The 21,562-nt window shown below is 38.5% G+C and carries 25 protein-coding genes; 7 read left to right on the plus strand and 18 right to left on the minus strand.

Annotation, left to right across the window (positions count from 1 at the left end; genetic code table 11):
* Positions 1–20 precede the first annotated feature (20 nt).
* Positions 21–824, plus strand: a complete 804-nt coding sequence (locus AC4PID_RS05370; protein WP_492134537.1) for a MetQ/NlpA family ABC transporter substrate-binding protein — start codon at positions 21–23, stop codon at positions 822–824.
* 187 nt (positions 825–1,011) lie between these two features.
* Here the strand turns inward: AC4PID_RS05370 and AC4PID_RS05375 are convergent, their stop codons facing one another.
* The 9 genes from AC4PID_RS05375 to AC4PID_RS05415 form a co-directional block, all read right to left on the minus strand.
* On the minus strand, positions 1,012–1,245 hold the full coding sequence (locus AC4PID_RS05375) for a hypothetical protein (RefSeq protein ID WP_492134538.1): 234 nt from the start codon (positions 1,243–1,245) through the stop codon (positions 1,012–1,014).
* An 85-nt stretch (positions 1,246–1,330) separates the two neighbouring features.
* Entirely contained in the window at positions 1,331–1,759 is a 429-nt protein-coding gene (locus tag AC4PID_RS05380; protein ID WP_492134539.1) for a flavodoxin, read from the minus strand.
* Positions 1,760–1,774: 15 nt separating this feature from the next.
* Positions 1,775–2,317, minus strand: a complete 543-nt coding sequence (locus AC4PID_RS05385; RefSeq protein ID WP_492134540.1) for a DUF3793 family protein — start codon at positions 2,315–2,317, stop codon at positions 1,775–1,777.
* A gap of 227 nt (positions 2,318–2,544) precedes the next feature.
* Complete coding sequence (locus AC4PID_RS05390; RefSeq protein ID WP_492134541.1) at positions 2,545–3,195, minus strand: S-layer homology domain-containing protein; 651 nt, start codon at positions 3,193–3,195, stop codon at positions 2,545–2,547.
* Between the two features lie 106 nt (positions 3,196–3,301).
* On the minus strand, positions 3,302–4,177 hold the full coding sequence (locus AC4PID_RS05395) for an SPL family radical SAM protein (protein WP_492134542.1): 876 nt from the start codon (positions 4,175–4,177) through the stop codon (positions 3,302–3,304).
* Complete coding sequence (locus AC4PID_RS05400; RefSeq protein ID WP_492134543.1) at positions 4,131–5,147, minus strand: NAD-dependent epimerase/dehydratase family protein; 1,017 nt, start codon at positions 5,145–5,147, stop codon at positions 4,131–4,133. Before AC4PID_RS05400 ends, AC4PID_RS05395 begins: the two co-directional genes overlap by 47 nt.
* A gap of 24 nt (positions 5,148–5,171) precedes the next feature.
* Positions 5,172–6,338 carry an aminotransferase class V-fold PLP-dependent enzyme gene (locus AC4PID_RS05405; RefSeq protein ID WP_492134544.1) on the minus strand — a complete coding sequence of 389 codons (1,167 nt, stop codon included), beginning with the start codon at positions 6,336–6,338 and terminating at the stop codon, positions 5,172–5,174.
* A 113-nt stretch (positions 6,339–6,451) separates the two neighbouring features.
* Positions 6,452–8,215, minus strand: coding sequence for a rhodanese-like domain-containing protein (locus AC4PID_RS05410; protein ID WP_492134545.1), 1,764 nt, complete (start codon positions 8,213–8,215; stop codon positions 6,452–6,454).
* 21 nt (positions 8,216–8,236) lie between these two features.
* Positions 8,237–9,148: a sulfurtransferase gene (locus AC4PID_RS05415; RefSeq protein ID WP_492134546.1), complete on the minus strand. Its 912-nt coding sequence runs from the start codon at positions 9,146–9,148 to the stop codon at positions 8,237–8,239.
* Positions 9,149–9,460: 312 nt separating this feature from the next.
* Between AC4PID_RS05415 and AC4PID_RS05420 the strand changes: the two genes are divergently transcribed.
* Positions 9,461–10,996 (plus strand): glycosyltransferase family protein, encoded by a 1,536-nt coding sequence (locus AC4PID_RS05420; protein WP_492134547.1) that lies wholly within the window; start codon positions 9,461–9,463, stop codon positions 10,994–10,996.
* Between the two features lie 57 nt (positions 10,997–11,053).
* On the opposite strand, the gene AC4PID_RS05425 is transcribed toward AC4PID_RS05420, so the two are convergent.
* Positions 11,054–12,301, minus strand: a complete 1,248-nt coding sequence (locus AC4PID_RS05425; RefSeq protein ID WP_492134548.1) for an ATP-grasp domain-containing protein — start codon at positions 12,299–12,301, stop codon at positions 11,054–11,056.
* Entirely contained in the window at positions 12,258–13,025 is a 768-nt protein-coding gene (locus AC4PID_RS05430) for a glycosyltransferase family 2 protein (RefSeq protein ID WP_492134549.1), read from the minus strand. Before AC4PID_RS05430 ends, AC4PID_RS05425 begins: the two co-directional genes overlap by 44 nt.
* A gap of 62 nt (positions 13,026–13,087) precedes the next feature.
* On the opposite strand from AC4PID_RS05430, the gene AC4PID_RS05435 reads away from it, so the two are divergent.
* Positions 13,088–13,306 carry a sulfurtransferase TusA family protein gene (locus AC4PID_RS05435; RefSeq protein WP_492134550.1) on the plus strand — a complete coding sequence of 73 codons (219 nt, stop codon included), beginning with the start codon at positions 13,088–13,090 and terminating at the stop codon, positions 13,304–13,306.
* Between the two features lie 109 nt (positions 13,307–13,415).
* Here AC4PID_RS05435 and AC4PID_RS05440 read toward each other — a convergent pair whose 3' ends face one another.
* Entirely contained in the window at positions 13,416–14,315 is a 900-nt protein-coding gene (locus tag AC4PID_RS05440) for a LysR family transcriptional regulator (protein ID WP_492134551.1), read from the minus strand.
* Between the two features lie 162 nt (positions 14,316–14,477).
* Between AC4PID_RS05440 and AC4PID_RS05445 the strand changes: the two genes are divergently transcribed.
* The 4 genes from AC4PID_RS05445 to AC4PID_RS05460 all read left to right on the plus strand — a co-directional run bounded on the left by AC4PID_RS05445 (position 14,478) and on the right by AC4PID_RS05460 (position 17,299).
* Positions 14,478–15,161 carry a YeeE/YedE thiosulfate transporter family protein gene (locus tag AC4PID_RS05445; protein ID WP_492134552.1) on the plus strand — a complete coding sequence of 228 codons (684 nt, stop codon included), beginning with the start codon at positions 14,478–14,480 and terminating at the stop codon, positions 15,159–15,161.
* Positions 15,162–15,235: 74 nt separating this feature from the next.
* A complete protein-coding gene (locus AC4PID_RS05450) occupies positions 15,236–15,463 on the plus strand; it encodes a sulfurtransferase TusA family protein (RefSeq protein WP_492134553.1) in 228 nt (75 codons plus the stop codon).
* A gap of 34 nt (positions 15,464–15,497) precedes the next feature.
* Positions 15,498–16,058, plus strand: coding sequence for a YeeE/YedE thiosulfate transporter family protein (locus tag AC4PID_RS05455; RefSeq protein ID WP_492134554.1), 561 nt, complete (start codon positions 15,498–15,500; stop codon positions 16,056–16,058).
* A gap of 17 nt (positions 16,059–16,075) precedes the next feature.
* Entirely contained in the window at positions 16,076–17,299 is a 1,224-nt protein-coding gene (locus AC4PID_RS05460; protein WP_492134555.1) for an FAD-dependent oxidoreductase, read from the plus strand.
* Between the two features lie 128 nt (positions 17,300–17,427).
* Here AC4PID_RS05460 and AC4PID_RS05465 read toward each other — a convergent pair whose 3' ends face one another.
* From AC4PID_RS05465 to AC4PID_RS05490, 6 genes are all read right to left on the minus strand, one after another.
* Positions 17,428–18,021 (minus strand): ABC transporter ATP-binding protein, encoded by a 594-nt coding sequence (locus AC4PID_RS05465; RefSeq protein ID WP_492134556.1) that lies wholly within the window; start codon positions 18,019–18,021, stop codon positions 17,428–17,430.
* The gene (locus AC4PID_RS05470; protein ID WP_492134557.1) at positions 18,005–18,772 is read right to left on the minus strand and encodes an ABC transporter permease; all 768 of its coding nucleotides are present in this window, start codon (positions 18,770–18,772) and stop codon (positions 18,005–18,007) included. Before AC4PID_RS05470 ends, AC4PID_RS05465 begins: the two co-directional genes overlap by 17 nt.
* Positions 18,773–18,776: 4 nt before the next feature.
* Complete coding sequence (locus tag AC4PID_RS05475; protein WP_492134558.1) at positions 18,777–19,769, minus strand: ABC transporter substrate-binding protein; 993 nt, start codon at positions 19,767–19,769, stop codon at positions 18,777–18,779.
* A 198-nt stretch (positions 19,770–19,967) separates the two neighbouring features.
* Complete coding sequence (locus AC4PID_RS05480; protein WP_492134559.1) at positions 19,968–20,297, minus strand: thioredoxin family protein; 330 nt, start codon at positions 20,295–20,297, stop codon at positions 19,968–19,970.
* 32 nt (positions 20,298–20,329) lie between these two features.
* Positions 20,330–20,776, minus strand: a complete 447-nt coding sequence (locus AC4PID_RS05485; RefSeq protein WP_492134560.1) for a MarR family winged helix-turn-helix transcriptional regulator — start codon at positions 20,774–20,776, stop codon at positions 20,330–20,332.
* A 43-nt stretch (positions 20,777–20,819) separates the two neighbouring features.
* Positions 20,820–21,557 (minus strand): DUF3784 domain-containing protein, encoded by a 738-nt coding sequence (locus tag AC4PID_RS05490; protein WP_492134561.1) that lies wholly within the window; start codon positions 21,555–21,557, stop codon positions 20,820–20,822.
* Positions 21,558–21,562: the final 5 nt, after the last annotated feature.

A 21,562-nucleotide genomic window follows, 5' to 3' on the forward strand; every position in this document is an offset into this window, starting at 1 on the left:
ATCTAATTTGGAGGCATCAAATGAAAAAAATAACAACTTTGGTTTTAACGATAGGTTTAATTGCAGCCCTTGTACTTACAGGCTGTGCGAAAAAAGAAGAAGCGACAAGCGTCCTAAAAATAGGTGCAACACCAGTTCCTCACTCAGAAATTTTAGAGCACATCAAACCTGCACTTGAAGCAGAAGGTATTACACTCGAAATCGTTGAGTTTACAGATTATGTGACTCCTAACCTTGCACTTAGTGAAGGTGAAATCGATGCAAACTTCTTCCAACACGTTCCTTACATGGATTCATTTGCAAAAGAACACAATATCGAGCTTGTTAGCGCTGGTTCAGTACATGTAGAGCCACTTGGCTTATATTCAAATGTTTTTGATTCGGTAGATACAATTGGTCAAGGTGCAACTATTGCGATCCCAAATGACCCAACGAATGAAGGCCGTGCACTTTTATTACTTCAAGCAAATGGCATTATTAAATTATCTGCAGACGCAACATTAGAAGCAACTGAAGCGGACATCGTTGAAAATCCACTTGGACTTGTATTTAAGCCAATCGATGCAGCACAACTTCCAAGAACTCTTGAAGATGTTGATGGTGCGGTTATTAACACCAACTACGCACTTGAAGCAGGCTTAGTGCCAACTGAAGATGCAGTTGTAATCGAAGGTGCAGACTCACCTTATGCAAACATCGTCACTGTAACACCAGAGCATTTGAATGATGAAACAATCCAAACGCTAATTAAAGTGTTACAATCTGATGATGTGAAAAACTTCATCCAAGAGCAATATAAAGGTGCAGTTGTTCCTGCATTCTAATGATTGTTGCTTAATAAAAACCAGTAACGTGAATGTGAAATGCGCCCCACTTATTTGACATAATAAGTGGGGTGTAGTTCCAATGACACGATACTGGTTTTCTTTTATTTTTAATGCTTATTATAATAAAAAAGACTCTAATCCCTTCAAGATTAAAGTCTTAATTCACATCTTATTACAGTACATTTTAACGTTCATCATCATGCGCTCTTCGCTTGATATATGCGATAAGCTCTATCGTTCCCGCTCCAATAAAGAACAAACCTATAAAAGGAAAGAATACCCCCATTGGGCCTAGACTTCCCACCTTGGCAACAAACTTAGTTACCATGATCACCCAGAGGATGCCAAACAATATAATAGTAGAAAAACCGATAATTGGTAAGATACCAATTTTAAATTCCTCTTTAACGGATTTCATAAGACCTCCATTACAGATAAGTTTTTGATACTATTAGTTTAGCCTTCTTTTCTATAAACCGCCTTTGATTTTCATTAGAAAAGCATTAGAATCTTGAAAATCTAGCACCAAATTGCGCGCATCGAGCTAAATCATCCTCAGATGGTGTCTCATTGATGATTAACCCTTCCTCAAAAAGTGAAGCGCCAGCTGCTTCTGTGCGACTTTGCCAGTCTCTCATCCACTCGCCGTCACCCCATCCATATGAACCAAAGAGAGCAACTTTTTTCCCACTGAGTCCTTTTTCTATGTCAGAGAAAAATGGATCAAACTCCATTTCTTCAAGAACTTCAGCACCCATTGAAGGACAGCCTAATACCAAGCGTTCAAAACCGAGAGCTTGTTCTGCAGTTATTTCAGATACATTATAAAGTGTAACCTCACTATTTTCACTCTTTAAACCTTCCGTAATTGCTTTTGCCATTGCTTCTGTATTACCTGTACCGCTCCAATAAACGACTGCTGTTTTTCCCATTTTTTCCTCCTATTTTTAAGATGCTACCGTCAATATTTCTGCTACAGTATAACCCGAATTTACTTTTGCACACATTTCATCTCTCGCCTTGCTAAATGAATCAAAGAGACATTTCGCTTCACTTTCATCTCCATAAACTTTCCAATAACCACATAACTTACAATTTTGGCCATTGTTTTTGATAAAACCCAAGACATCGATTAATGGATAGCCCAAAAACAACCCGACTTCATGTGGGAACTCTTTCAACTCAATAATTCTTTTTTTAAGATGCCCAATGATGGTCTCTAAAGAGCTGTACATTGGATAGCCTTGCACCATAAGGTAGCCCCATATTTCTGGTGAATGCAGATGCTGCCACAGTTTTTCACGATGATATACCAAAGTTAAATCTTTACAATTACAGTGCCACAGCAAAGTCATATCAATGGCGTTATCATCTAATGCTTTTTTTGTAGTTGCAACCACTTCAAAGGGTTTATGAGAGATTAGGTTTGCAGGTTTAAGGCCCACTAACGTCGGGGCACAATGAAATGCTAATATTTGATCGAGACTCAATAGCTTACTCCTTTATTGAAAATAGTTATCATTTATTCGTTTTAATGATAATTATTATCATTTGATTTGTCAAGCCGTTGAATCACTATTTTTTAAATATTAAGAATACTTCATTGAAAAACAAAGTATTTATGAGCATTCTTGGTATTTTAATGCAAAAAAAAATCCTATGGCTAGGGCGTAGATGCTTCTACATTAGCTCATAGGACTTTATATATTTTATTATCTTATTGTTGTCTTTCTATTTCTCTTTCAATCAAATGCGCAATCATCTCAGCTGCTTCCGCTCTAGATAATGGTTCCTTTGGATTAATATTGTTTTGAGCATCTAATTCTACTAAGCCATAGCTTAACGCTCTTTGTATCGCCCCACTGAACTCTGGTGTAATACTTTCTTCATCAGCAATATCAACAGGAATCAATTTTACCATTGGTAAATTGTACTCTTGTTCGTAGGTGGTTACCAATACATTGATAAAGTCCTCTCTCGTCCAATTTTCCATCGGTAATAGATCTGCGTCTAGTGCAACACCGTTAACACTCGCTGTGATAAATCCATAAGCATACCAAGCTGCATCATCCGCATTTTTAAAGTAATCAGTAGCTTTCGGTTCCTTGATAAATCTAACTGTATCTAAGTTTAAATCAAATGTGTTGACGAGTAGTAAAATCCCTTCTGCATGATTGAGCAGTTTATCCGGTTCAAATGTCGTTTCACTCGTTCCATGTATTATGCCTCTATCAAACAGCATCTCAATCGCTGCTTTTTGTGGCGTTTCGTTTATATCCACAAAATTTGTGGTCGCATAGGTTGGCTGTGAAAGTGTAGAAATGCCAACAAGGATTGCGAGTCCAGTTGCTAATAATGACCTTTTCATGATGTCACCTCACTTTTAAAGTTTTATACTTATTATGACGTAGAGCGAATCAAAAAGTTCCGTAAGATAATCATTCATTGCATCTGAAAATTAAAAGAACTAATTATCAGTCAAAAAATGAAAGCTGATGCTGCTTTCTTGGCCACTTATACGCTTTTGTGATTTCAGCCATCTTACTGTATAGTCCATATTCTTTGACCAGCTTTTTAAAGGTATTTGCCAATTGCTTTGAATTGGGTGACTCACAGTAATATTGATTACCAAAGGTTTGCTGATATTTTAACGTGAGATTAGGATCGATTCGATTGAATGCCTGATAAAGATATTCACGATTTCCATCTCTCAAAGTCACACCAAATGCTGGATAGACAAACTTTGCACCCATTGCAGCCGCAGTCTCAACAATTTGCGTTATGTTCTCCTCTGTATCGTTAACAAAGGGAAGAATCGGCATCATCAAAACGCCAGTGAATACTCCAGCATCAGATAAGACCCTTATGGCCTCAAATCGTTCTTTCGTAACGCTTACATTAGGCTCAATAAGTCTACAAAGCGTTTCATCATAGGTTGTGATGGTCATCTTGACGATCACTGGACTGATCTCAGATAGAATATCTACATCTCTTGCAACGAGCGCACTCTTAGTTGCAATAGCAACACCAAACTGATTGTCTCTTATGATTTCAAGTGCACCTCTGGTCAATTGTTCCGATGATTCAAATCGATTATAAGGATCGCTCATAGCACCCGTTCCTATAACGCCAGTACTTCTCTTACCTCTAAGCTCTCTTTTAAGCTTTTCAAGGGCTTCTTTTTTACCCCTTACGCGATCAAAATCCTCAAGATGATAGCATGTACTTCTACTGTCGCAATAAATACAACCATGGTGACACCCACGGTAAAGGTTCATATTAAAGTCCGTACCAAACCACTGATCATTTTTCGTTTTTGATACGATTTGCTTTGCTTCGATCCAATCCATTTTTCGCCTCATTTATATAATCTCTAAAAAAATCAACTACTCTCTTATAAGATATCATAGAACCTCGGTCAGCTAAATACCGCATCAACTTTTCATCTGAGATGTGATACCCAACGTCATGCTTTGCTCTGTCTTTGACGTATTCGATGGGCAGTGTCTGTTGATTGAATATCTCTTGATAGCACTGTTGCATTTGGCCGATTAAGGCTTGATTGGTATAGGTTTCTTTTCCTGATAAATTAAAAATCTCACCTGTTACGGAATCGAGTAAAAGCATCAGTAAGATTTGACAATAATCTTCAACACATAGCCATGATCTCTGATTTAAGCCATCCCCATATAAAATCACCGGTTGACTCTGTAGGATTGCTTCTAATGATTTGGGAATTAGCTTTTCCTTATTTTGAGTTTCACCGTAAACGTTACTGCTTCTTACGATAACGGTCGGGCAAACCGCTTCATTCATCAGTTCAATAACAAGCTGATCGGCTGCTGCCTTTGTGGCTGCGTAAGGATTCGTTGGATTCAGCGGATCAACCTCTGTTGCAGCTACAGCTTCATATGATCTACTTCCGTATACCTCATCGGTTGAAATATGTAGGCACTTTTTTAGCGTATGGCTATTTTGATAATGGCGAATCGCTTGTATCACAGACGCAGTCCCTATGACATTGGTTTCTATAAATGGGGCTAAATCCGCTAAGCTTCTATCCACATGAGATTCAGCAGCAAAGTGAATCACATAATCTATTTGATACTTAATTAACATCTCTAATAAACGCTCCGTATCTTTGACATCTCCCACTTCAAGCGTATACATCACGCCATCAAGACGCTCTAAATCAGCTGCATAGGTTAACTTATCAAATACAACGATGGTGTCAAAATGCCCAGATTTTCTTGCATATTTTACAAAATGACTGCCAATAAATCCGGCGCCACCTGTCACTAATAGGTTGAAAGTTTTCATGCATTGTTGCTCCTTATTTACGCATTATTTATTCCCGTTTAATTCCATAATCCCATTTAGCAAGGTTTCGATAATAAAATCTTGCTGTTCTTCGGTGAGTTCGTGGTAAATAGGGAGTCTCAGCAGTCTGTCAGCGATGCGTTCTGTCACTGGAAGTGCTTCGCCCGTTTTCCCATATAAGCGCCCTGCAGTTGATAAATGGAGAGGCTCATAGTGTGTGTAGGCTGAAATGCCGTTCTTGGTAAGTATGCTTTGGATGAGCTGGCGTTCCTCTACCGAGTTGAAAACCATCCAAAAGATGTGTCCATTATTGGAATGCGCTTCTGATGATTGTGCTATGGTAAATAGCCTAGTCTGTTCACTCAGCGATTTTAATGCATCTTCATATTTGTTATATATGTTTTTTCGTCTTTCTACGATCGATTCATAATGCATCAGCTGATCCATTAAAGTTGCTTTACTGTAGTCGGTCATCTCAAACTCACCGCCCAGCTTCTGCCAGGTATATGTAGGTACTCGACCCTCAATAAATGCAAATCGATCGGTCCCTTGTGTGTAGATGGCCAAGATCGACTCGTAAAGCTGTTCTGTATATTTGGCATGGTTTCGGTTGAGTATCAGTGCCCCACCACTACCGCCACCATGGATGTTTTTCGTATGATGAAAACTATAAGCACTCATTAAACCTAACGTGCCGAGAGGTTTACCTTTATAATGTGCACCGATGCCGTGCGCTGCATCTTCTATTATTACACACTCAGTGTCCTCGCATAGCTTGGAAAGCTGCTCAAAGTCAGCCGCCTCACCACCATAATGGATGGGAACAATCGCTTTCGTTCGCGCATTCAGCAGTGACTTAACTGAGTTTGGTTCGAGGTTTAACGTCTCCGGTTGAATATCGGCAAAGACAATTCTCGCACCGGTTCGTGCAAAAGCATTGGCAGTTGCTGCATAAGTGAAGGAGGGCATAATGACTTCATCCTCACAGGTTAACCCAAGGGCAAGTGCTATCATTTCAAGAGCACCCGTAGCCGATTGTGTGAGGAAAACGTCATAGCTGTCATCGAGTCCGAGTTTCTCTTTTAACAACTGTATCGCCTTATGATTAAGATCTTTCGTTTTTTTTAAGAGCTCAAATACAGCCGAATGATGCAATCGATATGGCTGATGATATGGGATTTTGATGTTCATATTCACCTCAAGTGAGATTGTGGCTTTAAAAAAGGGCCTCTCATGATTATATCACGAAAGGCCGCTTGTCTTGACTCTAGTTCAGTTTTACTTTTCAAATGATGAAGCAACAACTATTTAACGACTGGGTAGCCTTTGTTTAACCAGCCATTTGGAGCATTTGCAGCTGTTCCCATACCACCGTTAAGCGATACAGCATCATAGCCCATCAATCTCAAAACAGCTACTGCTTGTCCAGCAGTTTGTCCAGTATAACAGTAAACCACTACCTTTTTAGAAGCGTCTAATGTTGAAACGAATCCTGGAATCATTTCTTTTCCAAATGGAACGTTTACAGCGCCTTCAATATGACCAGCAACGTAATCATCTGCTTTTCTTACAGATAATACTTGGAAACCTTCTTCTTTATTGTCAATCATTGCTTTTAAATTATCTTCAGATACTTTGTAGTTTTTAAATCTTTCATCAGCAATTGTACCTAAGCCTTCATAATAGCTTGTAATTGCACTCATGATTGCAGGTGAAATTTCTCTAACCTCTGAGCCTAGTGTTGCTGCATCTGTTACTGTAACTGCATCTACGCCTTCAACTTTTGAGATACCAAGATTCCAGCCTAAGTTGACACTTCTTGCATCAAGTCCAGCAAGATTTAAAGTAACCACTGCTTGACCAGCAGTTTGACCTGTATAGCAGTACACGAATACTGGTTTATCAGCAGGAATGTTAGCCATTTGCTCTGCTATTGCAGTTCCCCAAGGTAAGTTCACTGCGCCTTGAACGTGACCTTTGCCATAATCTTCAGCAGAACGAATATCTAAAATCGTCATATCTTGACCTTCTACAACCATTTGTACAAAGTCTTTTTCACTGATTTTATAGATATGCTCTGGCATTTCAGCATAAAGCTTTTCAAGTGTCGTCGTTACCTCTGATACAAGTGGGAAGCCTTTATTTGCCCAGCCTGAAGGTGCATTTGCGCCAGTTCCCATGCCACCATTTAAAGAAACTGCATCATAGCCCATCAATCTTAATGCTGCGGTTACTTGACCAGCAGTTTGACCCGTATAACAGTATACGACAATGGTTTTATCCATAGGAAGGGTTGCAAACGATTCTGCCATTGTTTTTCCAAAAGGAATATTGCTAGCGCCTTCGATATGACCCTTAGCAAAATCTTCTGCTTTTCTTACTGACAAGATGTAGATTGATGGATCTGCTGCATCTACCATCGCTTTTAAATCGTCTTCTGATACTTTATAATTTTTGTATTTTGAATCTGCAACTGCAGCAAGTCCTTCGTAATAGGCTGTCATTGCAGCTTGAACGTCTGCTGAAATTTCAGTAGCACCTGCTGTAAGTGTTGCAGCATCCGTTACTGTAACTGCATCAACACCTTCAACTTTTGAAATACCTAAATTCCAACCGAGGTTGACACTTCTTGCGTCAAAGCCAGCGATGTTAAGAGTCGCAACCGCTTGACCTGCTGTTTGACCTGTATAACAGTAAACAAACACTGGTTTGTCTGAAGGAATGCTTGATAAGCCTTCTGCGATAGCAACGCCCCAAGGCATATTTACAGCGCCACTTACATGGCCTTTACCGTAGTCTTCAGCACTTCTAATATCTATAATCGTCATTTCTTCTGACGCTTTTACTTTTTCAATAAATTCAGTCTGATCAATCTTGTAAATATGCTCAGGCATATTTGCAAAGTAGTCAGCCACTAATGCAGTCATATCAAAGCTTACCGCTTCAGTCGTCTGTTGCGTTTCTTGTGTCGCCACTTCCATTGATGCAGGTTCATCGGCCTTACCACATGCTGCTAAAGATAAGATCATAACCAATGACAATAGTAACGCTAACCATTTCTTGCTCATCTTCTTCCTCCATTTGATCCATCAGGATCCATCAGATTCCCCAACGGGTGCTGTATCTTCTTGTACTTCTGTTGTGTCCATCAAGCTAGACCATTCGATCCAAGCACCATCATAAACCTTAAGGTTTTTGAAGCCTGCTTCTTCTAAAAGGGCTACCGCTTGTGTTGCTCGATATGAGGATTTGCAATATAAGATGATCTCATCGTCTACAGAAAAACCTGCATCTTGATAAAATAGCTTAAGGTCTCTGCTCGACATAAAGGTGCCATCTTTGTAAAGATTTTGAGTGTGCGGATATAAAATCGCACCAGGAATATGACCTTCTGCATACTCAGCCGAAGATCTCACATCTAAAAGCTTAACTTTTGTTTGTGCATCTTCAGTGACCGCTTTAACCGCTTCAAAGCTCGCAACTTGGCTTGAATCTAAAGCACTTGCTGTGTAGCTGGTTTCAGGCAATACCGTTGGGTCCACAGTTAGTTCTGCTTTCGCTTTAACCAACTCCGATGCGCCACCATTGACGATCATTACTGAACTGTGTCCGTAAACGTGCAGTGTCCACCAAATTCTACCAGCACTTACGCCACCGTTGTCATCGTAAATATAGACAACAGAGTCATTTGAAATACCATGCTTTGAAAGGATGCTTTCAAATGTCGCCTGATCGACCAAGGTCTTTGGCACAGGCGATTCAACGACTAATTCATCGGGAGAGAGACAGATAGCGCCAACGAGATGGCCTTTATCGTAGGCCTCTTGACCTCTTGCATCTATCACAATGACACCTGGACTGTTTGCTGATTCAATTACTTGCGACGCTTCAACGATATTTAATGTACCTGGATAACTGGTATCTGTCATACAGCCAGTTAAAGAAACCACTAAAAGTATCATCATAAAAAAAGCGACGATTCTAAAGTTTCGTTTTGTCATGTTGACCTCCTAAACGAATTTGTGAGATTGCTTGGGAGTATTTGTTAAATATTAGACAATTACTTCGTCATAATCTTAACGATTTCATCCCAATTATACGGCAGAGTAACCCTTTTTGGTTATCGTAAATGCTTATGTTAAATCTCTTATTTTAATGATACATTTTTAACAAAATAATTTCGTCATCCATTATACTATACTTATAGGATCCGTGCATGAAAAATCATCTATTGTATTAGCTATCACAAAACATATAATTAATTCAGCTGATACAGAACCATTCCTATATGTGATAAATCATAAGAGGTGCTTATGGCAAATATAAAAAGCTTTATCTTAAAGAACAAAAGAACGCTGGAAAAATGGCTGATCCCTGTCCTATTTGTTCTCTATATCAGCATTCAACTCCTTACAATTATGGCATTCCCTATCGTACATTCAGATGAAATTTGGCTGAGATCCATCGCCAATCAAATGTGGGCAGATAAAAGTTACGCGATAACAGAATCCTACTTTGACTTACTACCAAGGGTAGTTCATCCTTTCAGATGGTTTTATAACGCGATATTGGTGGTCGTCATGCCTGCTTTAGGAAATGGCGTTTTCAGCATTCGATCTATTTCTTTAATCTTTGCAAGCTTGTCACTACTGATTTTTTATCGGTTTGCCATCATAAAAACCAATAACAGTTGGGTGAGTCTACTGATTACCGCAACGCTTGCAGTTAATATTCAGTTTCTTTATAGTGCACATCAAGGTCGACAAGAAATGGTATTGTTCTTTTTGATGACCCTTGGTTTATATCTACTGTTGCAGAATCATTCGCGTTTATTGTTAAAACTGCTTTTAATTACATTTATCGCTTTGGGCGTGCATCCCAACAGTTTTATACTTGCAGGCATTTTCTTTGCTGCTTTATTATTTAAACTTGGACCTAAAAAGGCAGGATTATACTTCTTAGGAACCACAGGCATTGCGTTATTGTATTGGTGTATTGGCAATCTCATTCAGCCAGATTTTATTTCAGGTTATCTAAGTTATGGTGCAACTCAGGGAATCGAACCCTCCGCTAGCAATCGCCTTATGGGCCTCTACTGGTATTTCTATAAGCTGTATCATCAAATTGGTGGCACTTATGATCTTTTTGACATTCGCATGAACTTGATCTTATTTGCATTCATGCTAATATCGACTGTTTTATGGCTCAAATCCCGTGATTTACTGGTTATATGCTTCTGTAGTTTAACTTATATACTCACACTCATCCTAATCGGGAGATACAATCAGACGGCGATCGTCTTTATTTTAATGCTACAAACCTTTTTTTTCATTTTAGTGAATAACTTTTTTCCTAAACGCATTTACACAATTTTATTGGTCTTGTTTTTACTTATGACTGGCTATCAAACTGTTGCGAATCTAAGTACATATGAAACCAATCACTTTTACTCAGTATCTTATGAAACGGTTGTCCTTGAAATAAAAAAAACTGTTCCTGAATCAGCAACAGTTTTAGGTAATCTCAATGTTTTGGAGGGGGTTTCACAAGCGCATTTCTACGATGTGAGAAACTTGACCTTCTATCGTGGTGACATTTCAAACTATTTAATCTCACACGGAATTGAATATGTTATTCTCCACGATGAAATGGATTATATTTATAGAACTGCGCCTAGATGGGATTTCATGTACGGCGACCTCCATTATTATCCCGATTTGATGACCTATCTTGAAGAAAATGCCACACTGATAAAAACGATCGATAATCCACTTTATGCGATGCGAATCGCACGGTTTTCTGGAACGTATCCTTGGCAGACGCGTATTTATCACCTAAATCTGAACTAATATAATACGGCACATGTCCAAACGTGATACTTACAGCTCATTTTGTTCTACTTTTAATTAAAATTGTCCCGTCAAGGCACAATCGTAGTCAATTACGAGGTTATTCCCATTTTCGTCAAAGATTTTTAATAGCTGATATACTTCTTTAATTCTTAACTCTACTTCTTCACTGTTTGAACCCGTAATGATAATAAATCCAGCACGTTGTGATGCATTTTCTAGGGGTTTAACGGTATCGCCAATTCTAAAGTTGTATCCAGCATCTATCACGTAGCTAAGTGCCTTTATTTTCGCCAGCGGTGTCATTCCCGTAATCTTTCCGGGTTTTATAAAAAACAGTTGCGTGTTAAAGGCACATTTTTCTTTTGGCGCAAACACCACCCGTTCCATCTTTTCTGGTGGTGTCAAGCTCCCTTTAATCACCAAATCAAGTGGTGAAACCCCAGTGGCGAAAGGTATGGTCATATCTTCGTAGGCCCCACCCAATCGACATGCGATTTCATTGATTAATACGCCTTGATCGCCTACCAATAATTGAAAGTAGATTGGTCCTTCGTTTATACCAAAGTAGGTGCAAATTTCTTGTGTCAAACCTTCAATCTGAGCTTGTCTTTTAGCGTGAATCGATGGATAACGGTGTGCGATGCAAACCCCCAGCTGCTTTTCTGCTGGAAAGGTGACGCGATCGGTCAAGGTAAAAATAGTCGATTTACCTCTATTAACCCATCCACTTACGGTAACCTCCGTGCTTTCGTAAAATTGTTCAACCAGTATTTCACTCTCCCTTGAGTATTTGATCACCTCATCAAATTTCAAACGAATCTCATCGATAGAATGGACGATAAAAATCCCTCGTTGACCTTGTGAGTCGATGGGCTTAATTACAAAAGGTGGCATTAACCCACTTAAATCACTCGACTGAAAATGTCGATTGATCAGTGCAAAAGGTACTGTTGGTAAGTTAAATCTTTTGAAGCGTTGCTTCATATACTTTTTGTTAGTGACGAGTACTGCAGTATCACTGTCGATAAAGCGATTGAGCTGAAGTGCTTCTGCTACTTTTGCTACGGTTAGTACCGGTTGATCGGTGCCAACGGTTAAGATACCATCTACACCATTCGACTTTGCGGCTTCTAAAATCGCCTCAGTATCAAATGCATCTGCAACGATAGCAACATCTGATAATCGTTTTCCTTCAGTCGTCTGATTGTAATCAGCAGCAAATACCATATGTCCCATTGCTTTCATTGTTTTTATCGCATTAATTTGGCAGCTTCCTGCGCCAACCATCAGAATTTTTTTCATTTAAGGTCTCCTGTTTCTTATCTGGCAAAATACCATAATTTAAGATTAAGCAACAGCCAATTTTTGCACACTTTAAAAACGTATACCCTGACTGACCATATACTCTTTGTCTTCTTTCAATAAAGACACTTTCCACATGCATCGCATATTTTAAAAGCTCAGCACTTAGATAGATAAACGATTGACTTATTTGTGCGATCTCTATTTTAGGCAAGCAAGTATATAACCTTTTGTGGATTAAACGATAGCTGCTTACACGGTGTCCATTTAATACAGGATACCTCATCTTAAAAAATGTGCCAATGATCTTTGATCCTTTTTTTCTTATTTTACCCGTACCATAAGAGCTGTATTGACCGAAAACCAAATCTGCGTTTTGAGCGACCGCTTGATTGAGAAGTAAAGTTAACGATCTAATATCATGTTGTAAATCATCATCTATGGTAACCGCATAATCGCCTTCTGCCTTCAAAAGTCCCAAGTAAATCGCCTTCTGTTGTCCTAAGTTTTGAGGCAGTGTTATAAGCTTCATGTCTTTACAAAACGGTGAACGAACTTCTTTTAGAACGTCCTGAAGAGCATCTTTTGTAGCATCATGACTACAATCATCTACCCAGATGACTTCGTATTCCCAGCTTTGATTTTCGAAATAAAGGCTGATTTCTTTATTCAGTATAAAAAGCGATGACGTGCTGTTATAGACGGGAATAATAATCGAAAACATCTTTGCGCCCTCTTTTCTTGTGTTATACTAATTTATGTATAAAAGTTTGGGAGATGATTATTATGAATAAAATCGATTGCTTTGGCGATATCTGTCCAGTACCTTTAATTAAAATGCAAAACGAAATGGAGCACATGACCAGTGGCGATTCACTTGAAATGGTTGTGGATCACAGCTGTGTCATTGAATCCATTAAAGAATACTTAGCAAAATCAGAGTTTACTTTTGAGATCGATGAAGTGATGAATGGTGTTTGGGAAATCATCGTCACAAAACCTTAATATGATATAAAAGTCCAAAATCGGCGTACTTATAAAGTCCGCCGATTTTTTTAAAGCCACAATCTCGCTTGTGGTAAAATCTGAAGGCTCGATGCCTGAAGATTTTTATTTAGCAAAAATCCTTTTCGCCATTGTCGACAAAGTAGTTATATACATCTGTAACAGCCTTGTGACGATTGCATTTTTTATGTGTAACTAAAAATATATCAAAATCCAAATCAAAGTTTGCAACTTCAATAATTTTATATTTTTTTTCATAGATTTCTTTTTTTACTGACATATACGGCAAAAAGCAAATCCCCAAATTGTTATGAACAGACGATTTGGCAGCTGGTATGGAATCTACCTTAAACATAATCGGAATTTTATCTATGGTAAGACCTACTGTTTTCAACTTACTTTTCATAAAATGTGAAATTGTAGACGTATCATCATCTAGTAAAACCATCTCATACTTTTGCAAATCTTGAACGTCTATACGATCAGGGATTCTTGCACCTGCAGAAGCGATTAAAACAAACCGCTCTTTACCGATCCGACTAAACTCTAACCGATCATCACATGGCTCTTCAGTGATAAAACATAAATCTGTTAATTCGTTTAATAGGTCATTAATAGAATCCAAATTGGATTTAGCCTTCATTTCAAAATTATAGCTAGGGTATTTTTTCTTTACTTTGTAAAGAACACAAGGTAAAGAATAATCCACTAAGGATAATGAACCGTTGATTCTAATATTTTCCATACTAAACTGAAGCGCATCTAACTCTTCAGTCATCTTTTCATAAATGCGCATCATCGTCCCCGAATACTTAAACAAGATTCTCCCTGCCTCAGTGGGCATAACGCCTTTGTTGCTTCTTTCAAGTAGCATGAATCCCAACTCATCCTCAAGCTTATGAATATTTTGGCTTAGAGCAGATTGGGAAATATGGCGATTTGCAGCCACCTTTGATATGCTTTTTGTTTCTACCACTTCTCTAAAATATGCCAATGCTTGTAAGTTCATCGTTCACCTCATTATCATAATGCCTTATATCGTCCGCAGTTTGGTATCGGTTTTTCTTATACTGCTTCAGAATTGTGTGGGATACCTTTTATTGATAAAATGTTATCATATTATTGTGAGATTGTTAAGAGTGTAGCAAACTTTTTTTCAGGAGTGTGAAAAATGGCTGAACAAACTAGTACAGTATCATCGAGACGCTCTTCAGCGAATCGAAAGCCTAAGAAGAATCAGATTCCATTCGGTGTACTAACCGTCGCTTTCATCGTCGTTGTTGCTTTATTACTAAATATGAATTCTTCAAACGTTGCCTTTTTCTGGATTACTGGATCCGCTTTTGGCTACATTTTGCAAAAAGGAAGATTTTGTTTTACTGCATCGATGCGTGATCCTTATTTGACTGGTGGTACTTCTATAACGCGTGCTGTCATTATTGCATTTGCCATTACGACCATCGGATTTACTGCGATTAAGTATGGTTATGCCTCTGCTGGCTTACCAATCCCAGGTATGAGCTATGTCGTTCCTATCAGTTTAGCAACGGTGATTGGCGCATTCTTATTTGGTGTAGGTATGGTAATCGCAGGCGGTTGTGCATCTGGTACATTAATGCGTGTTGGCGAAGGTTTCATTATGAATACCATCGCACTTATATTCTTCGTTATCGGCTCATTATGGGGCGCACATGATTTTGGATGGTGGAAGGAATTCTTCATTTCAAAAGGCCCAAGCATCTTCTTACCAGACGTATTTGGTTGGATGGGAGCAGTTTTATTACAGCTATTTGTGCTGTTAGCTCTATATATTATAGCAGAAAAATACGAGAAAAAACGTGGTGCTAGTCACTAAGTCCTTCTCGTCATAAAGCATTATCGAAAATTAAATTTAGAGTTCATATAACTCAATAAAATTCGGAGGTTCTCATGAAAGAAGTAATGTTAGATTGTTTTGGTGAAGCGTGTCCAGTACCTTTAGTAAAGGCTCAAAATAAAATTGCTGAGCTTGAAGTTGGCGATGTCCTTATCGTACAAATCGATCACAGCTGTGCGATGAAAAACGTGCCTGAGTGGGCTAGAAAAGAAGGCTACAATGTAGAAGTTGAAGAAGTAGATGATGGTGAATGGGAAGTAATCATTGAAAAAACAAAATAGGGGTGGTTTCACGCCATTTATGGAGGTGTAGCTCTTGGAACAAAAGAAAGTTAAATTTTTCGATAAAGTAAAATCGAATGAATACTATATAAAATGGTTAAAAAATCCTTTCACTTATGTCACTGCAGCAGTACTCTTATCTCTATTTCAAATTGTAACGCTTGCAGTCACAAAAAACCCTTGGGGAGTATCAGGCGTATTTGCAGTCTGGGGTGCATGGGTATATGAGGCATTTGGTGGTAGCGTGGACAAATGGTACTACTTCGCGAGTCAAGGTGCGCAGAAAACACTTGAAGGTGGCCTTCTCAATCATGCAGATTCTTGGAGAAATCTTGGTATCATCTTTGGAGCGCTTGCAGCTACATTGTTGGCTTCAGGATTTAAGATTAAGAAGATTAAATCAAAAAAACAAATCGTTGCAGCAGCACTTGGCGGTCTATTAATGGGATACGGTGCTAGATTAGCGTTTGGCTGTAACATAGGTGCTCTCTACAGTGGTATCGCATCTCTATCTTTATCTGGATGGGTATTTGCGATTGGCATGTTTGGTGGCGCAGTTGTGGGCAGTAAGTTGTTGGTTAAATACTTTATGTAGGCTTAAAGGAGTTTTAAATGGCTAGAGAGAAAGTCGTTGAGCATTATGACGTCGTGATTATCGGCGGAGGTCCAGCTGGACTAAGTGCTGCTATATATGCTGGTAGAGCAAGACTAAAAACACTTTTGCTTGAAAAAGCACTCGTAGGTGGTCTTGCAACTTATACCAATGAAATTGCAAATTATCCTGGTTTTCCAGACGCGCCTAAAGGTGAAGCAATTACAAACCTTATGAAAGAACAAGCTAAGAATATGGGGGTTAATTTCAAATTAACTGCTGTATCGAGTGTTGATTTAAAAGGTGAAGAGAAAGTGGTTGAAACCTTTAGAAATAAGTATCTTGCAAAGGTAGTGATTATTGCAACTGGTGGTCGTCCAAGAACGACTGGTGCAGAAAACGAGCAAGAATTCTTATTTGACAAAGGCATCAGCTTCTGCGCAACCTGCGATGCGGCTGCTAATACTGGCAAACACGTTGTTGTCATCGGTTCTGGTGATGCGGCGATAGAAGAAGGCATGTTCCTTACAAAGTTTGCTGATAAAGTAACCGTATCGGTTATGCACGATGAAGGCATCATGGACTGTAATGAAATCGCCAAAGAAGCAGCACTTTCAAATCCTAAAATGGCATTTGTATGGAACTCTGTCGTAACGCGTTTTGAAGGTGAAGAACATTTAAATCGCGTGGTTCTTAAAAACGTTAAGACAGGTGATGAGATTCCTGTAGACTGTGATAACTGTTTTGAATTTATCGGTTATTTGCCTAATACTGAGCTTTTCGAAGAGCAACTTCCTTTAACACGTCAGAAATACATCACAGTAAACGAGAAAAAAGAGACCGGTATTGAAGGTGTATTCGCAATCGGTGACGTTACAGATAAATGGTTAAAACAGATTGCTACCGCAGTTGGTGATGGTGCTATTGCAGGTACTGCTGCCGAAAGATACATCGCTGAAAAAGAGATCTTTGATCACAAAATCATGCAAAAAGATAAACCAGGACTCATCTATGTCTACAATGCCGTAGATGAAGCAAGTCGAAATTTTTTATCAGAGATTGAATCCATTGAAAGTACCTTTAGTGGTAAAATCGCAGTTAATCGTATCGATGTTTACAAGTCTAACGGTTTGGCACTTAAGTTAAATCTAGATCAAGTGCCAGCAATTGTTCTTACTAAAGACGGAGAAATAACTGACAAGCTTTATTCCTTAGATTCCTCAATCGTTAAGGCCAAGCTGTAATTCATAACAACCCAATTTGAAAAGGAGCGATCATCATCTAATTAGCCAGATGTGATCGCTCCTTTTCAGTTGGTTTGATTCATTTGTTCGGTCCGTATGGTTTGATTTGACTGGTTTGTTTGACTATACTAAATTCTAATGATTCGTGTTGCTATAGCTTTTGCTTCTACTTCATCGTGCGTAACAAAGATCAGTGTTTGACCTAATCGTTGCGTCAGTTCCACAATTAACGCTTGCATTTTCTCTCTTAAGTTTCGATCTAAATTAGAAAAAGGTTCATCCATGAGTAATATTTTAGAATCGCACATAATCGCACGTGCGATACCCACGCGCTGCTTCATGCCACCAGATAGCTGATGTGGTTTTTTATCCTTTGCATCAGATAAACCAACCATTTCCAAATAAGGTTCAATCGCTTTATTCCCTGATATAACTCTTAAATTACCCGAGACGGTCTTCCAAGGCAATAGATTTTCGTTTTCTTGAAATACAATTGGATAGGGAATTTTAATGCCTTCCTCTATGCTAGGCGCTCTTTCTATGATACCCATATAATCTTTATCCGTTTTAGCGATGAGATTTAATAAGGTGCTTTTACCTGAACCTGAAGGTCCCATAATGACCAATCGTTCACCTTCTTTAATCTCTAAAGAAAAATGCCTTAATACTTGTTGTTCACCAAAGGACTTACTGATTCGATCTATTTTAATTAACGTCTTCATGATAGACTCCTAAATGCTTCAATTTTCTAAAGCCACCCTCTAGTAGTGCACCACAAGTAGCAACAACAGCAAGTCCAGCGAGCATCCCCGCCGTATCCATATACATCCTACGCTCATAGATGAGCCATCCAAGTCCAGAGCTTCTCCCAGCAATGCCAAATATCATTTCAACACTGATTAAAGCACGCCACCCTCTTCCCCATGCCACTTCAAGTGCACCAATTATATCTGGTAAAGCACCATGCAGATAAACATGGATGAGTCTAGTCAGTAGATGCATTCTAAAAGTAGACATCAATCGACTATAACGCTGATCTATCTTTAATACACTTGCATATAAAATCGTATATATCGGCCATATCATGGCGTGGATCATCACAAAATACATCGCTGTTTGATTTAGCCCAATCCAGAGGATGACGATTGGTAAAATTGCGATGCCAGGTAATGGACTCGCAACGGCTGCTATCAGTCCTGTAATTGCTTCCATCATCATATACCGTTTCGAGAGAAGTACCAAGGTGAAAGCCAATATAAAGCTTATTCCGACAGAAATTACAATCAAAAGCAAACTGTTTCCCGCCTTAATCAAAAGTGCATCTTCCTTCAAAAGTCTTAAAAATGCTTCTAGTATCTGACCAATGGAGGGGAAAATTGCTTCCGGATACATTTTTAACTTTACAATGATTTGCCACAAGAATAACATAACGATCACAAAAACAATCTGAATGCTTAAACGTTTTTTTTGCATCAACTCACTCCCATATTAGGTCTTCTACAGGTCTCTCCTCTTTGAGTAGCCCTATCTCAAGCATAAAAGTTTGAAAGGTTTCAAGCCCCTTCACTTCACTTGAATACGATAAGTCACCACTTTGAATCATCGTAAGAATTTGTTCTGGAGAATAATCATAATACTTAGAAAGAATTTCAGCAGCTGCTGCAGGCTGTTCATTAATAAAACCAATACTTTCTTCTAGTGCTTGATTAAATGCTTGATACAGCTCAACATCATCATAGAACGCTTCTCTACACATGCCTACTATAAATGTAAACTCACCACCAAAACAGGTTTCACCCTCTAATAATATCCGTGCCTGCTCTACTTCTAAGTCCTTATCAATATAAGGTGGTGTTGTAAAATGAAGGTCATTTTGGTCTCCTGATTGAAACGCAACGACACCATCGGGATGTGATAATGCAATAATTTGATCATCAAATTTTGAAACTTCAAAGTTGTTGTTTGCAAGAGCCATCTTCAAAAGAATGTCTTGAATGCTTCCAGGCTGAGGCATGATGATCCGATGCGTTTCTGTAAGATCACTCAAATCTTTAACGGTATCATCTTTTGTCACCAATGCAACTGCGCTTTCAGACAGCCCAGAAAAAATCCGCCAATCCATACCATTGTCTCTGCCTAGTAAAAATGGCGGAATACCTACAAACCCAACATCAAGGGATCCTGATAGCATCGCTTCTCTAATTGCGGTTGTATTGCCATACTTCTCCCAAACAATGGTCACATTCTCGGAATCAAGTTTAGCATCCAAATAACCTAAATCTTTCATGATCGTTAGTGGCGCGTAAGCTAAACCAAACTGATCTGCAATGGTAATCGTTTTCTGCTCTGACTTTGCACAGCCCGTCTGCACCAATAAAACTATCAATATGAACAAGCAGACCACCTTTTTCATAAATGCATCGGGAGTTGTATTTTTTGTATATGTCTTTGATTGATAATGGGTAAACATGAAGCCTCCAATAGATTGTTTATATTTTGTCAATATCTATATTATACCACGATGAAATTTTAGCTACGCCAACGGATTCTCTTATACTGGATTTTATTCACTTATGTTCTAAATAATGATTGTGGCTAAAAAAAAACACCTAATTGAGATAGGTGTTTTAATCATTCTTATGTGTGACACAAGTCGTTTCAAGTTCATTTATTCAAAAATCAAGGAATAGTATCGATCGATAGATGCCTCGATATCATCCATTGAAAATACGCGTTCGAACCGCTTCGTTTCTCTGCCTTCAGCGAAAATGATAATCGTCGGATACACGAAAACCATATAGTCACCCACTAAGGACTTAATCACTTCCACATCTGCGGTGACAAAATCTGCTCGACTGTATTTTTCTGAGAGTGATTCGAGTTCTGGCGTAATCGCAAGACAAACATTGCATTCTAAATCGCTGAAAAGCGCAACTACTAACGCCTTCTCTCGTATGGTTTCTTTTACAGCATCATTTGAGTGATAATTTACTAGCATGATAGCCCCTTTCTAAAGAAAAACCATTTCGATTACTTGATCCCATTCAGCTTCTTTAGTAACTGCTGTAGCTGAACTTTTTCTTCAACCTCTAATCCAATAAAAAAGCCCTCTAGCACTGAAAGATGCGCATCAAAAACTTCTTTAATTAAACGACGTCCCTCTTCTGTCAAACCTATAACGAATGCTCTGCGGTCATCCGGATTGACATTTCTTTGAATCAAGCCCTCTTTTTCAAGATTCTTAATAACAACGGTCATGTTCCCACTGGTTGAGAGTGTTCGATCGATTAACTCACAAATCTTTAAATCACCTAGGTGATAGAGCGTTTCTAACACACCAAACTGAGCAATTGTCAGATCGTAATTGCTAAAAAAAGGTTGCATGGTTCTCTGAAATGAAGTATTTGTTCTGGATAAGGCAATTACTAGCTTAAGATTAATGGTATTCTCTTCGCCATAATTAGCATGATTTTTCATAAGAATAGTCTATCCTCTCAAATTAATTTTATCTATGACTTAATCACGGATTAACATGCTCCAATAAAAAAGTATAGGTTTCTTTTAAGGTTTCTAATGGTTGATTGAAGATAATTTTTTTATCTTCGTACTCAAAATAAATATACCCTTTATCGTTGGTGTTTACAAATAATTTTACAGAGCCCATATCTTTTGTTTTAAAATGTCCTGTCAATCTTGAGCCGATAGCAGCACCATTCGTCCTAGCGGTTATATCTGGCAAGGCATCTAAATACGCTAAATTGCTCATATTAGCATATTCATAGGTGCCACCATACATGCCTTTAATTTCCATTGTGTCATCATTTAAAATTACTTTAACCGGTTGGAAGTTTACAAGAATTAATATACCGACAACGATAACGATTACCACACTTGAAAGAACCGGAAGAAGCATTTGCTTAAGCATTCCCTTTCTAAGCTTATGATTTTCATCGTATAAGTTACCATCAAACCGCATCGCATAAACTGCCATGAAAAGCAGTGATACCACTACCACAACTGAGATGGCAATAATATTAACTTTTATTGAAAGTGCCACTAATAGCGCTGACAGCAAAAATAATGCGCCATCAAAATAGAAGATAATCCCCATAAATCGCGTCATGCCTTCAATATCCACATGCGCCTTTTTTTCAACTGGCATTCTCCTATAGTGCTTAATCAGTGAGTACATCTTAAATACGTGAATTGAAAGTCCAAATAGGATAAAGATTAAACCTAAAATAGCGTATAACAACATAGAAA

The sequence above is a fragment of the Fusibacter sp. QWL-12 genome (assembly GCF_058683495.1).